The following is a 14,017-nucleotide window of genomic DNA, read 5'->3' on the forward strand; positions in this document are numbered from 1 at the left end:
CCAAATATTTTATTTAATGTCGAGTAAATCCTTTTCTTGAGTTTTTTGCTTTGTACTCATTTTTATATTAATTACCAAAAAAATAGCTTTAAAATTAGTTTTGAAATTTTTAATAAATCTTAAATACAAATCCTTGTGTACACCATTTAAACATTATAAAGGTCACTTTGTTTGCAAAATTTAATACTCACCAACATTTATACTTACTTTACCACTAAAAGATGTTGCTTTTAATGATATATAATGACTTCCATACCCAATTGAAATCTCTATATTTCCTCGTCCTTTTTTGTTTAAAACTTGTGGTTTTTTACTACCATGATAATAAAGGAGTTCTATATTCCCATTTTCTTTTTCTATTTCCCAGGTAACTTTTAAATCAGTATTTTCTTTTTTAATATTTGTCCCGCCAAATAATACCTCTTCTCCTGTAAAGCTATTATACTTTACTTCATATGAACCAACATATGTATCGATACCAAATTTCCTATCTCCTTTCAGTTTATTATCTTCAGTAAGAACTGTTTCTCCCACCACACCAATAATTCTATCATATTTTTCTAAAATATCATCTTTATTTATATTTTCCAGATCAAAATTACAACTAACTAAAATCATAATGAAAATTGCTATAATTACGGTATAAATTCTCTTTTTCATTCTTACTCTTATTACCATCCTTTCTTAGGTCTAAGTTTAAGCTTAGATTTGCTTTTTTTACCAGTGCTTTCGATTCCTTTTATTGAATTAACAATAAGAAATGTAATAAATATTATAAAAATTAAGGAAGTAGTGGAAAATACAGGATTTAACATCTCTTTAACTGAAGGATTATGGCTTCTATAACCTATAATCGACAAACCTGCGGTCAATGGATAAATATTCAGTAACAGCTTGTTGCCACTTACAAACATGGATGAATATCCAAATACAAATGCAAAAATAACTGATATTAAATGACTTATTCCCGCTTTGGCTGTGATAGCAATGAGAGGTGTAATACCTATATATAAAAGTAGGTTAAATAGCGTAATCTGCCAGAAAGATTTAAAGAATAGTTCTAATGTTAGACCATCAAAACTTGACAATTTATAAACCAACAATGTAAAAAACCATGAAGACACTCCATATATCAAAGACAAAAGACATCCCAGCAATATTTTTGAACCTAGTATTTTTGAATATTTAACAGGCACTGTTATTAGGTTTTTCAATGTATCATCCCTTATCTCTCTATTAATAATAAACCCTATAATTAAAGTAATTGTCATCGGAAAAATTGTTGTCATATTATGCTGTATAACCTGCTCATATAACATTTGAAAATCCCAGACAGCACCATCTTTAGCAGTAGATGTTATCAGTGTTATTACAACAGATAAAAACATCAATAATACTCCCGCATATAATACCCTATATCTTTTTATTTTCTGTATTTCAGTTCTTAAAAGTATAAACATTAACCCTCCCACCTTTCATATAATTTTACCATTATTATAATTGATGCTATTCCGATCAAAGCCATATAAATACTTATATTTAATGTAGAAGGAATTGCTGCTCTTAAATTGGTATCATATATTTCTAAATTTACCTTTCCAATTTTACCAAGTACACCAGCCGTCCAGAAAGTAGTCGTTGTAATTGGTACAAGCTGAAATACAATTTTAGGCAAATACGGGTTCAATGGAATAAGAAAAAAACTTAAAATTGTATAAAATACTGTCAACAAAACTGAAAAAATATATGTTCTTGAAAATGTTACATTCAGTATGATTAAGGGTAGTGTACCGGCAGTAATAAATATTCCGTTTCCAAGCGTTATCAGAATAAAATCCAGGCTATCATTAAAAGTAAAAAATATAGTTCCAAGAATCATTGACATAAAATGAGTAGCTAGCACAAAAAATATACTAATCAAAAAAATAAATAAAATTTTAGCCAAAACTAGCTGTCTACTGGTAACAGGAATCGTTCTCAGAGCTTTAAATGTATCATTGTCGCGTTCCGTAAAAAATAAAATAGTTGCAAGTATACTTAATATAACAGGTAATAAAAACTGGATACCGAAACCTATAGAATTAATATATAATTCATTGTAAAGCTCTGCCGGGTTATATGTTGAAACATCTTGAGTTAATAGCAAAGCTATTGCCAGTGGGAAAAGTATTGCAGAAATAAAAATCAAATAGATTATTTTCTTTCGCTTAAGTTTAATAAACTCGCACTTAATTAAGCTAAGCAATTCCCACACCTCCAGTAACTTCTTTGAAATAATCTTCCAGGGTATTTTCATAAACATGGGCATCATAAACATCAATATCATTTTTAACAAAAGCTTTAATCAGTAATGATATATCATATTTTAAGTCATAGATAAATATCTGCTTTTCAGAACTTATTTCATAATTTTTAATATTAAATTTAGTTTCTAATATGACTGTTGCTTTATTTGTATCTGATACAAGAAAACCAATGCTTTTTCTTATTTTATTTTTCAAATCCAAAAGCGATAACTCTTCAACTAAAACACCATTATCAATAATACCAATATCGTCCGATATCAACTGAATTTCTGACAGAATATGACTGGAAATCATTATTGTTTTTCCCTTTTTATCACATAAGTTACGCAATAATTTCCTCATCTCAGCAATACCAATAGGATCTAGCCCATTTATTGGTTCATCTAAAATAAGTAGTTCCGGATCATGCAGTATTGCCAATGCTATTCCTAATCTTTGTTTCATGCCTAGTGAGTATTCACCATAAAGTTTTTTGTCTTTATAGGGCAGAGATACTAAATTTAATGCCTTTTCAATGGCATTCTTATGAGGAATCCCCCTTAATTCAGCAAATATTTTCAGGTTTTCTGTACCTGTTAAATTAGGATAAAAACCAGGTTTTTCTATTAAATTTCCGATACGAGGGAGAATATCTTTTTCATTTTGCTTTATATCTTTTCCAAAAATACTGATTTTCCCTGAAGTTGGTTTTGTAATTCCCAGCAGCATTTTCATAATTGTAGTTTTACCGGCTCCATTCCGTCCCAATAATCCATATATAGTATTTTTTCTCACATGCATATCCACACCTTTGACGGCATATTGTTCACCATAATTTTTTGTTAATCCTTTTGTTTCAATAATAAATTCACTCACAAGCCTCACACCCTTTCTTTTTTTCACTGAATCCATTATAAACACTCTATCTTGCAATAAGCTTGCAATTATTTTGAAATAAATATGAAAACCTCGAATAATTATCGAGGTTTATCAGTAATATATTGCGGAAAAGCAATTTTAAATGTAGTTCCTCTATTTACTTCTGTATCTACGGAAATTTCTCCATTTTGTTTTTCAACAAGAAGCTTGACTATAGATAAACCCAGACCACTTCCTCTATTTCCCCGCGATCTGGAGCCTTTATAAAATTTTTCAAATATCTTTTCCTTTACTTTTTCTTCTATTCCAACACCATCATCAGAGATTTCAAATATTATCTTATCTTCCTTTTGGAAAAGTTTCACTTCTACATTCCCTGCATTAGCATGTTCTATTACGTTTTTAATTAGATTATTAATTATAGTGTGATAACTAATTTCGTCAATATATCCATTTACTCTGCCATCTGGAATATCAACATTATAGTTAATATTCTTTTTTTCAAAAATAGGTATCCAGTCAATAAGAATTGTCCTGGTCAATTCTGATAAATCTATTTTTTTCAGCTTCAAATCTTCAGTATTTGAATATAGTTTTGACCATTCAAAAATCTGATTCACATTTTCCTTTAATTGTTTTGCCTTACCAAGTGCAATTTGCAGATACTCAGTATTTTTTTCCTTGTTTAAATTTATATCAATTGCTTCCAGATAACCGATAAGTGTTGTCAATGGGGTCCTTAAATCATGTGCTAAACTTGTTAATAAACTTTTATGGGCCTTTTCAGATAATTTTAACTTTTCTATTTCTATATTTTTTTTATCAATAATTTTATTTATAGAAAAAACAATCTGCGAAAAAGGATTATTTTGGTTTATTAATATTTTCCTTCCTGTTGAATGCTCTAAACTCATCTCACTCATTTCTTTATTTACTCTTTTAATTGTCTTTTTCATCTGATAATTTTCATATAATAAAAAAATACAAAAACAAATCAATATAATTATGATGGTAATGTAAATCATTTTCTCTCACCTGAAACGAAACGATAGCCCATTCCTTTTATTGTTTCAATAAATTTGTATTTTTTACCATCTGGTTCAATTTTGGATCGCAGCCTGCTTATTACAGACATAATATTACTATCATCATATTCATATGGTTGTGCCCAAACTGCTTCATAGATTTGTTTTTTAGTGAATACCCGATTTGCATTTTGAGATAAATATAAAAGAACCTGATATTCCTTTGGATTTAATTTAACTTCCTTGTTATCTAAGAATACTTTTTTCTGAAGATCATCAATTTCTAAATTATCGAAGACATATATTTTACTTTTATCTTTGCTGACTAGATTAAACTCAGTAGATCTGCGAATTAAAGACATGACTCTTGCCCCGAATTCTTCCAGTTCAAAAGGTTTGGTTAAGTAATCGTCTGCCCCCATTTTCAGTCCTTTAACTTTATCTTGAATATCTGTTTTTGCAGTAAGCATTAAAACCGGTACTGAACTATTTTCTCTAATTTTTTCCAGTGTTTTAAATCCATCAAGTAGAGGTATCATTATATCCAACACAATTAAATGATATTGTTTTTTTAATATGCTTAATAACACATCAACACCATTATTTTTTACATCTACATTATAAGATTGATTTTCTAAATAATCTTTTAATAGTTTACACAAATCTTTATCATCGTCAACCAGCAAAATATCTAACTTTCCATTATCTAACATCCTAATCCTCCCAACATTACTAACCACCCATCTTTCTATCACCTCTGAACTCTTCCATTCGAGGCCAATTATTACTTCCAAAACCTGTAAATATAATATCTCCTCTTTCCTTATACATAATCAGAATGTTTATTATAATATAACATATTTTTTCCATATGGTTCAACTAAATTATGATATTGTTATTACTCCTTGATTTTGTACAATTGCTTGGGTTACTGGATCACTCCACTGGTGTAAATTCATTATGAATATACCGCTCTGAAATTATATTCAATTAGACATAATCGCTTATATCTGATAATTCAGTTTGTCCATCAGCTTTTTTAATTGTTATTTTACCACTAATGTTATTTACAGTTATAGAATCAACAAAATTTCCATTTGGATCAAATTTTTGTACTGTTACAATATCTCGATCTTCGTTTAATTTATAGGTATATCCTTCACTATCAGTAAATACCTCAGCATTATTTTCCTTTGCAAAAACTTCCATAGGTACAATAGTCATCATAATGGATGTAACAAGCATCAAACTGATATACTTCATATATTTTTTCATTCTTCGATACTTCCTAAAATTAATTATCAATAGTCACTCTTATAATTGTCTAGCTCCCTGATAAATTTCATATTCACCGTTTAAAGGATCAAACCTATATATAAAAATTTTATTGCTATCTTTTAAGTAAATAAGATATTTATAATTTGTTGTATTAAAGAAAGAACCCCTTCTATAATCAATTTTATCTTCACGATGTTCTGGAATGTAAACTTTAACATTTTTACCCAATTTATTTTCTGCTGTTTCTACCTTTTTTGCAGCCTCCTCGTAGGTATATTGGGGTAAATTGATATAATAGTATACTCCTACAAAAATAATGATAGTTACAACCATATTGATCAACATTTTTTTAATAAGAGTAGTTTTAAAAATGAGATAAATTGGCAACATACTCAATATAGTAATTATACAACTTATTGTGAAAAATTTATCTGTATTTAATATTCCCAAATATTTGCTGTTTGGAATAACAAAAATCAATCGTCCACCAATTACTACAAGGACTACATAAAAAATTGTAAAAAATTCCTTTGATTTTTGTTCAATATTACATCCTCTCCCCTGTTATAGTATCAAACGACAGATTTGCTTTTTTGCTTTAATATGGTCGGCATCATTATGAACCTGATAGTCTTTAAAATTTTAATGTTTGTTTAAAACAAGATACTATAAATTAATAACACCTGAACATAAATGAAACCACCGCCCTTAATGAGTGTAAATGTTCTAATAGCACATACGGCAGAGTAATATATTTAAAGACCAACCATGGCCCCAGAATGTTTACACCAGTCCCACGATACTCAAAGGCTTTTAAAAATAAATTTAAAACCAGAACTTCTGTAGAACGTTCAAACAAGAGAATGTTTATTGATTATTCTATTGAAAGTGCTCGCTCCCGAAGTTCTCTAATGAGGTTCTCAATGGCTACTTTTTCCGTCGTAAATATTCATCTTGATGCATGGGTAAAGCACTTAAACTTTAGTTTGTTTAAAACTCTAATTGAAACAGCATAAATAGTTTATATTATTACTAAATTTATACTCCCTCAATAAACATACTTATTTGGCAGAGATTTCGCATCAAAAAAAATAAATGGGCGATAGCCCGTAGAAATTAAACAATTTATGATATACCTATAAAATTTTGATTATTCCTATTTTTACTGGAAATTATAAAAAAATATTTGCAAAATAAAAGCATCCTTTCTATAATAGTTTTTACCACAAAAACCAAAGAAAAGGATGCTGATAAAATGAGTAAAAGCTATTTGAAACAATTACTCACTTATATTAATAAGGTATACCATATAGGTGAAAAAATCAATACCTTAAATGATAAAAGATTAAAATCTAACGTAAAAATTTCAACAATTTCCTTTGTTGTATTATTTGGATTTATGCTTCAAATAAGAAGTTTCAATAGATTAGAGCATTGGCTTAAAAAAGATAAATTTAAAAAGATCATGCCTAAAAAAATAAAGATGCCACGTATTGATACTATTAGACGCTCTTTAAGTGATTTTGATTTAGAAGGTTTAAAAAATATTCATGGTCATATAGTAAAAACTACTATAAAAAATAAGGTGTTTAGGAATGGTACTATAGAAGGTTTAAAGGTAGTTGCTATAGATGGCGTAGAATTATTTGAAAGCACTAAAAAGTGTTGTGATAAATGCCTTACAAGAGTTGATAAAAATGGAATTACTCATTATTTTCATAGATCAGTTGTATGTACAACCGTAGGTTCTGATCCACACATTATTTTAGGTCAAGAAATGCTAGAACCTAAAAATGATAGTTCATATAAAGATGAAGGCGAAATTACTGGTGGAAAACGGCTTATTAAAAACTTATATAAACAATATCATCATTTTGCAGATATTGTAGTAGCTGATGCTTTATACTGTAAGTCTACTTGGATAAAAGAAGTTCTTTCTATAGGAATGGATGCAGTAGTAAGAGAGAAAGATGAGCGACTTAATATTGTAAAAGATGCATTATCTTTGTTTAAATGCCGTAAGGCAAATAAAGAGTGGATAGTAAAGAAAAAAGGTAATAAGTATAGAAAAATTAAAGCTTGGGATGAAGATAATTTTGAAATGCCTAATTTAGATACAAAAGTAAGATTTGTAAAATTCATAGAAGAAATTCATAATGAAGATAAGATTGAAATTAAAGAAGGATGGATCATAACTACAGATAAAATAACATCAGTAGAAACTCTATGGAAGATAATGCATAAAAGATGGGACATTGAAAATAATGCATTTCATCAATTAAAAACAGAATGGCACCTAAATCATTGTTTTCTTCATAGCCCTACGGGCGTAGAAACAGTATTAATGTTTATGATAATAGCATTTAATTTAATGCAACTATATTTTTTTCGGTGTATAAGAGGATTTAGGAGAAAAGATATGCTTCAGATAGATATTATAGAAGATATAAGAGATGAAAGATTTATCATAGAAAATAATTGGGATAATCCAATATTTATGAAAACTTAAATTGAAATAAAACTGGAAATTCATTATGAAGTTTTATTGGGGTAGGGGGAATTGTAACCATTTTTATGACCTAACGGTCTTTTAGCCTACCAATAATTCAAATAATTGTTTAGAAATACATATTTAGAATAATTCAATTTTTCACTGGAAATTTGATGCGAAATCTCTGGAAAAAAACTGTTCCGCTGTAATTACTATACAAAATATATTATTATAATCTTTTCTAGATATTTTAAATGGTTCAACTTTTTTATTATAGAGTATAACTTCTTCATTTTCTAAAATATATTTTTTTAAGTGGTTGGCTTGAATAAAACCTCCTCCAATGCCTGTTTCGGAATTGAAATGTTCTTTCATTCTTTCAAATCCTTTGTCAGGATTCCTGAGTGGTTCTTTAGTTTTTGAACTTTTAACTTCAATAATTAATATATTGTCTTTATATAAAATAATTATGTCATGCTCATTATAGTTAGGAATCTCACAAACTGCAGTATAGTATTTAGCCTTATCTTTAAATAACTGATTAAATAAATTTAATACTTTTTTTCAACTATTTCTCCACGAGTTTTATAAAAAATTACTTTATTTTCTCTATGAAGTTCTTCAAGTTTTGAATAACATAGATTATAGATAGTATCTAGTAGAAACCTTGGCTGAATTAGAAAATATTTATCATCATCTACTTTACATAAAGGTTTCTCTAAAACCGGATTATTTTCCGTATAGTATTTAAACTCTCTATTTCTCCTCTCTAGAACAAATAATTCTTCAAACAATATTGTATCTTCATTTCCAAAAGCATTTTCAATATCTTGTTTCTTTATTATAAATAACTCCTGTACTCCTCTAGCCATCTCGAAAAATTGGTTTTTAATCTTTTCAAAATCAGAGTGTTTTTGAAATAATTCTTCAAAGTTCCAATTACTTGATTCCTTATCTCCTGTATAATTTATATCTCTTTGAAATTCATCTTCTAACTTGAACAATTCATCTTGACACTTTTTAACAACTTCTTGAAAATTATTAAACTCATTTTCTAATTTGTTTTTAACAAATTCATAGAATTCTATTAGCGTTTTAGTATCAAAATTGTAGTTTTCTTTTAATTTATTATCAAATCTTGAAAACCAATTATGTATCCTATTAATAATTTGTTCTTCAAAGCAGAGTGTAATATTATTAAAATAACTTAGAAAAACAGGTAACATTGCTTTTCGTCTTTTTTTCCAGTCTTCATCATAATTTTCTATACTATCTTTCGGAAAAAAATAATCAAGATATTTGAATGTTATTTTTTGAACTATTTTATATAAATTATCTATTTCTTTTTTATATTTTTTAAAATCATCATTCTTAAATTGTTCATCTTCTTTTCTATAATCCTTATTATCTACATATTCAGTAGACATTAATAGCCCTATTAAATAAGTTAATTGTTTAGCAGGTGAATCCAAATTTGTTTTTTTCATGTATAGAATTGACTCCAAAAGGTGTATATAAAAAATCATTTGCAACATAACCCAAAATTTCATCCGTTTTATAATGGCTTAATTTTCCTTTTAATTCAATAATTAACTCATCCATATTTACCCTTCTTTCTGTCTATAATGAATTAATTTACTTATTTTTGAGAAATAATATATTTTATACTTGTATATATTTTATTTAAAATTACCACTTCCTTCAAATCGTATTGTAATTTTATATATATTCTTTATTCCGGTCTTCCTCATTATCTTCCACATTTACAGTTCTTCTGCTTTTTTCCCTAATTCCTTAAATGGCCAAAGAATCCTCCTTAATCTAAAATCACGATTGATTTCTTTTACAAAACGTTTATGCCTTATTTTTCTTTTACCTGTCTCACTAAACCTTTTTATCCTAATTCTATATTCCCGTATCCTGTATTTCAAATACTACAACTATATTATCATTTTAATGGAACTTTATCAGTTATAATTTTATTTCTCTTTTTGTAAAACTGTCATGCTATCTTTTTAGTAAACAAAAATAAACGCATATATTAATAGTTAAAGTAAATAAAGTCCTATTGCAAAACCCTTTATTTTGCTTACTCCTTAAACCTCAAACAATTATATCTAACTCCTATATTTCCAACCTTTTTCCCTATTCCCTACATTGCATAATATCACAACTTTATTTTCATAATAAAAGAACTTTACTGCACATAAAATTTTCTTTTCTGTTTTTAAAACTTGTTCTTTATTATTTCTAATACAGAAAAAATGCAGCAAGTGCTTATGAAAAGTAAATAATATCCTTATTTTTATATACTTTTATTTCCATTTCACTTGTATTTTTTATACTTTATCCTGATTCTTGTATCAAGAAATGCGCACAAAACTTTAATGTAATAACTATATTTTCTTTTTAAAACCACTTTTCAGCAATAAAATAACTTTTCTGTTTCTTCCAATTTCAACCATGTCATTTTTAGAAACAGAAAAAAAGCCCTATGTTATACAATAAAAGTAAATAAAGTACTTTTATAAATTCCCTATAACTTCCATACCCCTTTAACCTTAAAATCTTACTAAACCCTATATTATCAACATTTTCCGTGATTCCTTATTCCTATAAATAAAACTACTTTATTTTACTTTTAAAACAACTAATTACCACATAAATCCTTAAAAAATTTTTTCCTATTTCCTTTATCCCTTTTTCCTTAATCCTAACTATGTGTACATCAAATTCAGTCCTTTGAACTTTAAAATAAAGCCCTTTCACAAACATCCCTCAAACCCTTGAAAACACTGGCTTGTTATTCTCTTCCAATTTCCCATTTAATTCCTTTTTCCTTAAATCTGGCTTAGTAAAGTACTTGCATTTTGGATTTTTTAGTGCCAAAAATGAAAATAAAGTACTTTTAGGATTAAGATTTTAGGGAGAAGGTTTAAGGAGATTAACGTCCATTTCTCCTCTCAATTTTCTTTTCCATTCTATCTCTCAATCCATTGATTTTACTGAATTTAAACCTTATCCCTTATCCCTTGTTCCTTAAAATTCCTAATAAAAAAGCATGGCTTACAGGGCTTTCCTTATCCCTAACAAACCATGTTTTCTAAAACTACTTTATTTACTCCTTCTCAAACATTTACAAAATGGAAGGAGTTTATTTGATGTGGACAACAACCTATTGTCCCATTATATCTCTCTTCTGCCTTCTAAAGCTTTTGATAATGTTACTTCATCAGTGTATTCTAAATCTCCTCCTACTGGTATACCGTGAGCTATTCTTGTTGCTTTTATTCCTAAAGGTTTAATCAACTTTGAAATATACATAGCAGTAGCTTCTCCTTCAATGGTAGGGTTAGTTGCTAGTATTATTTCCTTTACAGGATACTCTTGTATCCTTTGAAGTAGTTCTTTAATTTTAATATCCTCAGGACCTATGCCCTCCATAGGAGAAATACTGCCATGAAGCACATGGTAAAGTCCATTAAACTCTCTGGTCCTCTCCATAGCAACTACATCTCTAGGGTCTTCTACAACGCATATAATTGAAGAGTCCCTTTTTTTATCACTACAAATATTGCAAGGGTCTGTATCAGTTAAATTATTGCATATACTGCAATATTTTATCTTCTCTTTAGCATTTATTATGGATTTTGCTAGTTTATTTGCTTCATCTTTGTCCATACTCAATATATAAAATGCCAGCCTTTGAGCAGTCTTTTTCCCTACCCCAGGTAGCTTAGAAAGCTCTTCTATTAACGTTGCTACAGGTAAAGCAAAATAATCCAATATCCTCACCTCTTAATAGTAAATGCGGCCAAGTACTCGGCCGCTAAATTTGCTAGAATAATCCAGGTATATTCATACCTCCTGTTATTTTAGCCATTTCACTTGCCATCATTTCCTCAGCACTTCTAAGTGCTTCATTTACTGCTGCAAGGACTAAATCCTGTAACATCTCAACATCATCAGGATCTACTACATCTTTATCAATAGTGATAGACAATACTTCTTTTTTACCGTTTACTTTAACATTAACAGCTCCACCACCAGCACTAGCTTCTACTTCTCTTTCTTCTAATTCCTTTTGCAGTTCAGCCATCTTTTTCTGCATTTTTTGAACCTGTTTCATCATATTATTCATGTTTCCCATTCCTCCTGGGAATCCACCTCTTGCCATCAATATCACACTCCTTAATATTTAATCATTTCTCACTTCAACAATTTCTTCACCAAATATTTCTTTTGCTTTCTGAACAAGCTTTTCGCCTATAGCTTCTTCACTAATTATGTCTTCCTTACCATCAGACATAATAAATTTTATTTTTATATCTGAGTGAAGAAAATTGCTAATAAATTTTTCTACATATTTTTTATTTGCATCCTTTTCTACAGCTTCCTTGTGAATCCCATATCCTTCATCAAAGGAAATTATTATAGTATTATTTTTAAATCCTACAGGCTTACCTTCCATAAGCAAGGCATGTATTCTTATTTTGTCCTTTTTTATTCCCTTTAAAATATCTGTCCATTTTTCTGAAATCTCTTTAAAGCTTAAATCTGTCCTTTGATCATATTCCTTTTCAGATGTATCTTGCTCATTAATATCACCACTAATATCTTGTTCTTTTTTATTATTGGAAGTAATTTCTCTTGAGATATCTTTATTATCCTTTGTTCGTACATCCTCAAATTCTTTCTTTATAGCAGTCTTTTTATTGTCTTCTTTATGATATGATATATTTCCATTACTTATACCTTCTTCAATATTCCTAATCCTTTCTGCTAATCCCTCTATAGTCAAATATGACGCCTGAGAAGTCAGCCTTATTACTCCAACTTCTAGTATAATCCTTGGTTGAGATGAATATTTAGCTTTTCCTTCTAGCTCAGATAATATGTTTAAACATTTGATTATATTAATCATATCAGTTTTTTCTGCTTGTATTTCAAGTCTATCTATATACTCTGAAGAACCATCAATTATATTTTCTAAGTTTTGTGCCGACTTTGCTACCATAAGATTTCTGAAATGCAAAATCATATCTTTAATAAACTGATTTACATCTTTACCATTTTGAATCAAATCATCTATAATATTAAGACATTCATTAGCATCCCCATCTAGTATTGCATCACTTATATCAAATAGGATATCTTTGTTGACAATACCTAATATAGAAAGGATATCATCATATGTTATTGTTCCCTCAGTAAATGATATGCATTGATCAAGAAGGCTCAATGCATCTCTCATAGCCCCATCAGAATTTCTAGCTATTAAATATAGTCCTCTTTCTTCTACTTCAATACCCAGCTCTCTGCATATATATTGCATATTTTTTACTATGTCATCTACTTTTAATCTTTTAAATTCAAACCTTTGACATCTTGAAATTATAGTAGCAGGCAACTTTTGAGGTTCTGTAGTAGCTAATATAAATAGTAAATGTTTAGGAGGTTCTTCAAGAGTTTTTAACAATGCATTAAAAGCTCCTTTTGAAAGCATGTGAACTTCGTCAATAATATATACCTTGTATTTACCTTTAGCTGGCAAATATTTCACATGTTCTCTTAACTCTCTTACATCATCCACGCTATTATTTGATGCAGCGTCCATTTCTACTACATCCATTATACTATCATCAAGTATTCCTCTGCAAATTTCGCATTCATTACAGGGATTTCCATCATGGTTATTAATACAATTTACAGCTCTAGCAAATATCTTTGCTGTAGATGTCTTTCCTGTCCCTCGTGTCCCAGAAAACAGGTATGCATGAGCTATATTTCCCTTTATTATTTGGTTTTTAAGTGTTGTAGTTATATGTTCTTGCCCAACAACTTGATCAAAGTTTATGGGCCTAAATCTTCTATACAGAGACTGGTATGCCATTTTATCACCTTCACTTGGTCTAATATATATATTATAACAAATATATGAGTATTCTACTATATATAAACATATCTTATTTAAAATATATCTATTAAGTATAAACTTCATTTCTAAGTTATTTGAGAAAATTGAATAATTACTACAGGGTCAAAATTTGCAAGTTATA

General features: G+C 28.6%; 16 protein-coding genes. 1 reads left to right on the forward strand and 15 read right to left on the reverse strand.

What is annotated here, in order from left to right; genetic code table 11:
• Positions 1-180 precede the first annotated feature (180 nt).
• The 8 genes from ACZ41D_RS00810 to ACZ41D_RS00845 all read right to left on the reverse strand — a co-directional run bounded on the left by ACZ41D_RS00810 (position 181) and on the right by ACZ41D_RS00845 (position 5,800).
• Positions 181-660, reverse strand: coding sequence for a hypothetical protein (locus tag ACZ41D_RS00810; protein WP_464152040.1), 480 nt, complete (start codon positions 658-660; stop codon positions 181-183).
• 11 nt (positions 661-671) lie between these two features.
• A complete protein-coding gene (locus tag ACZ41D_RS00815; RefSeq protein WP_464152041.1) occupies positions 672-1,460 on the reverse strand; it encodes an ABC transporter permease in 789 nt (262 codons plus the stop codon).
• Entirely contained in the window at positions 1,460-2,245 is a 786-nt protein-coding gene (locus ACZ41D_RS00820; RefSeq protein WP_464152042.1) for an ABC transporter permease, read from the reverse strand. The genes ACZ41D_RS00815 and ACZ41D_RS00820 overlap by 1 nt, the downstream gene beginning before the upstream one ends.
• Positions 2,238-3,197 (reverse strand): ABC transporter ATP-binding protein, encoded by a 960-nt coding sequence (locus ACZ41D_RS00825; RefSeq protein ID WP_464152043.1) that lies wholly within the window; start codon positions 3,195-3,197, stop codon positions 2,238-2,240. Before ACZ41D_RS00825 ends, ACZ41D_RS00820 begins: the two co-directional genes overlap by 8 nt.
• 65 nt (positions 3,198-3,262) lie before the next feature.
• Positions 3,263-4,120: a sensor histidine kinase gene (locus tag ACZ41D_RS00830; RefSeq protein WP_464152044.1), complete on the reverse strand. Its 858-nt coding sequence runs from the start codon at positions 4,118-4,120 to the stop codon at positions 3,263-3,265.
• A 65-nt stretch (positions 4,121-4,185) separates the two neighbouring features.
• Positions 4,186-4,944: a response regulator transcription factor gene (locus ACZ41D_RS00835; protein WP_464152045.1), complete on the reverse strand. Its 759-nt coding sequence runs from the start codon at positions 4,942-4,944 to the stop codon at positions 4,186-4,188.
• Between the two features lie 235 nt (positions 4,945-5,179).
• Positions 5,180-5,464, reverse strand: a complete 285-nt coding sequence (locus tag ACZ41D_RS00840) for a hypothetical protein (protein ID WP_464152046.1) — start codon at positions 5,462-5,464, stop codon at positions 5,180-5,182.
• Positions 5,465-5,503: 39 nt separating this feature from the next.
• The gene (locus ACZ41D_RS00845; RefSeq protein ID WP_464152047.1) at positions 5,504-5,800 is read right to left on the reverse strand and encodes a hypothetical protein; all 297 of its coding nucleotides are present in this window, start codon (positions 5,798-5,800) and stop codon (positions 5,504-5,506) included.
• 922 nt (positions 5,801-6,722) lie between these two features.
• Between ACZ41D_RS00845 and ACZ41D_RS00850 the strand changes: the two genes are divergently transcribed.
• Positions 6,723-7,976 carry a transposase gene (locus tag ACZ41D_RS00850; RefSeq protein WP_464152048.1) on the forward strand — a complete coding sequence of 418 codons (1,254 nt, stop codon included), beginning with the start codon at positions 6,723-6,725 and terminating at the stop codon, positions 7,974-7,976.
• A gap of 141 nt (positions 7,977-8,117) precedes the next feature.
• Here the strand turns inward: ACZ41D_RS00850 and ACZ41D_RS00855 are convergent, their stop codons facing one another.
• The 7 genes from ACZ41D_RS00855 to dnaX all read right to left on the reverse strand — a co-directional run bounded on the left by ACZ41D_RS00855 (position 8,118) and on the right by dnaX (position 13,851).
• Positions 8,118-8,333, reverse strand: coding sequence for a hypothetical protein (locus ACZ41D_RS00855; protein WP_464152049.1), 216 nt, complete (start codon positions 8,331-8,333; stop codon positions 8,118-8,120).
• 176 nt (positions 8,334-8,509) lie between these two features.
• Entirely contained in the window at positions 8,510-9,445 is a 936-nt protein-coding gene (locus ACZ41D_RS00860; protein ID WP_464152050.1) for a hypothetical protein, read from the reverse strand.
• Positions 9,414-9,560 (reverse strand): hypothetical protein, encoded by a 147-nt coding sequence (locus tag ACZ41D_RS00865; RefSeq protein WP_464152051.1) that lies wholly within the window; start codon positions 9,558-9,560, stop codon positions 9,414-9,416. Before ACZ41D_RS00865 ends, ACZ41D_RS00860 begins: the two co-directional genes overlap by 32 nt.
• Before the next feature lie 161 nt (positions 9,561-9,721).
• Positions 9,722-9,889, reverse strand: a complete 168-nt coding sequence (locus ACZ41D_RS00870) for a hypothetical protein (RefSeq protein WP_464152052.1) — start codon at positions 9,887-9,889, stop codon at positions 9,722-9,724.
• Positions 9,890-11,144: 1,255 nt separating this feature from the next.
• The gene (gene recR, locus ACZ41D_RS00875; protein WP_464152053.1) at positions 11,145-11,744 is read right to left on the reverse strand and encodes a recombination mediator RecR; all 600 of its coding nucleotides are present in this window, start codon (positions 11,742-11,744) and stop codon (positions 11,145-11,147) included.
• 52 nt (positions 11,745-11,796) lie between these two features.
• On the reverse strand, positions 11,797-12,135 hold the full coding sequence (locus tag ACZ41D_RS00880) for a YbaB/EbfC family nucleoid-associated protein (RefSeq protein WP_464152054.1): 339 nt from the start codon (positions 12,133-12,135) through the stop codon (positions 11,797-11,799).
• 21 nt (positions 12,136-12,156) lie between these two features.
• A complete protein-coding gene (gene dnaX / locus ACZ41D_RS00885; RefSeq protein WP_464152055.1) occupies positions 12,157-13,851 on the reverse strand; it encodes a DNA polymerase III subunit gamma/tau in 1,695 nt (564 codons plus the stop codon).
• Between the last annotated feature and the right edge of the window lie 166 nt (positions 13,852-14,017).

The sequence above is a fragment of the Brassicibacter thermophilus genome (genome assembly GCF_055378355.1).

What these genes read in the sequence shown, in the direction of transcription:
- ACZ41D_RS00865 (WP_464152051.1), bottom strand. Translation starts at nt 9,560, where the DNA reads ATGGATGAGTTAATTATTGAATTAAAAGGAAAATTAAGCCATTATAAA.
- ACZ41D_RS00845 (WP_464152047.1), bottom strand. Translation starts at nt 5,800, where the DNA reads ATGGTTGTAACTATCATTATTTTTGTAGGAGTATACTATTATATCAAT.
- ACZ41D_RS00860 (WP_464152050.1), bottom strand. Translation starts at nt 9,445, where the DNA reads ATGAAAAAAACAAATTTGGATTCACCTGCTAAACAATTAACTTATTTA.
- ACZ41D_RS00880 (WP_464152054.1), bottom strand. Translation starts at nt 12,135, where the DNA reads ATGGCAAGAGGTGGATTCCCAGGAGGAATGGGAAACATGAATAATATG.
- ACZ41D_RS00825 (WP_464152043.1), bottom strand. Translation starts at nt 3,197, where the DNA reads ATGGATTCAGTGAAAAAAAGAAAGGGTGTGAGGCTTGTGAGTGAATTT.
- ACZ41D_RS00850 (WP_464152048.1), top strand. Translation starts at nt 6,723, where the DNA reads ATGAGTAAAAGCTATTTGAAACAATTACTCACTTATATTAATAAGGTA.
- ACZ41D_RS00840 (WP_464152046.1), bottom strand. Translation starts at nt 5,464, where the DNA reads ATGAAAAAATATATGAAGTATATCAGTTTGATGCTTGTTACATCCATT.
- dnaX (WP_464152055.1), bottom strand. Translation starts at nt 13,851, where the DNA reads ATGGCATACCAGTCTCTGTATAGAAGATTTAGGCCCATAAACTTTGAT.
- ACZ41D_RS00830 (WP_464152044.1), bottom strand. Translation starts at nt 4,120, where the DNA reads ATGAAAAAGACAATTAAAAGAGTAAATAAAGAAATGAGTGAGATGAGT.
- ACZ41D_RS00855 (WP_464152049.1), bottom strand. Translation starts at nt 8,333, where the DNA reads ATGAAAGAACATTTCAATTCCGAAACAGGCATTGGAGGAGGTTTTATT.
- ACZ41D_RS00815 (WP_464152041.1), bottom strand. Translation starts at nt 1,460, where the DNA reads ATGTTTATACTTTTAAGAACTGAAATACAGAAAATAAAAAGATATAGG.
- ACZ41D_RS00810 (WP_464152040.1), bottom strand. Translation starts at nt 660, where the DNA reads ATGAAAAAGAGAATTTATACCGTAATTATAGCAATTTTCATTATGATT.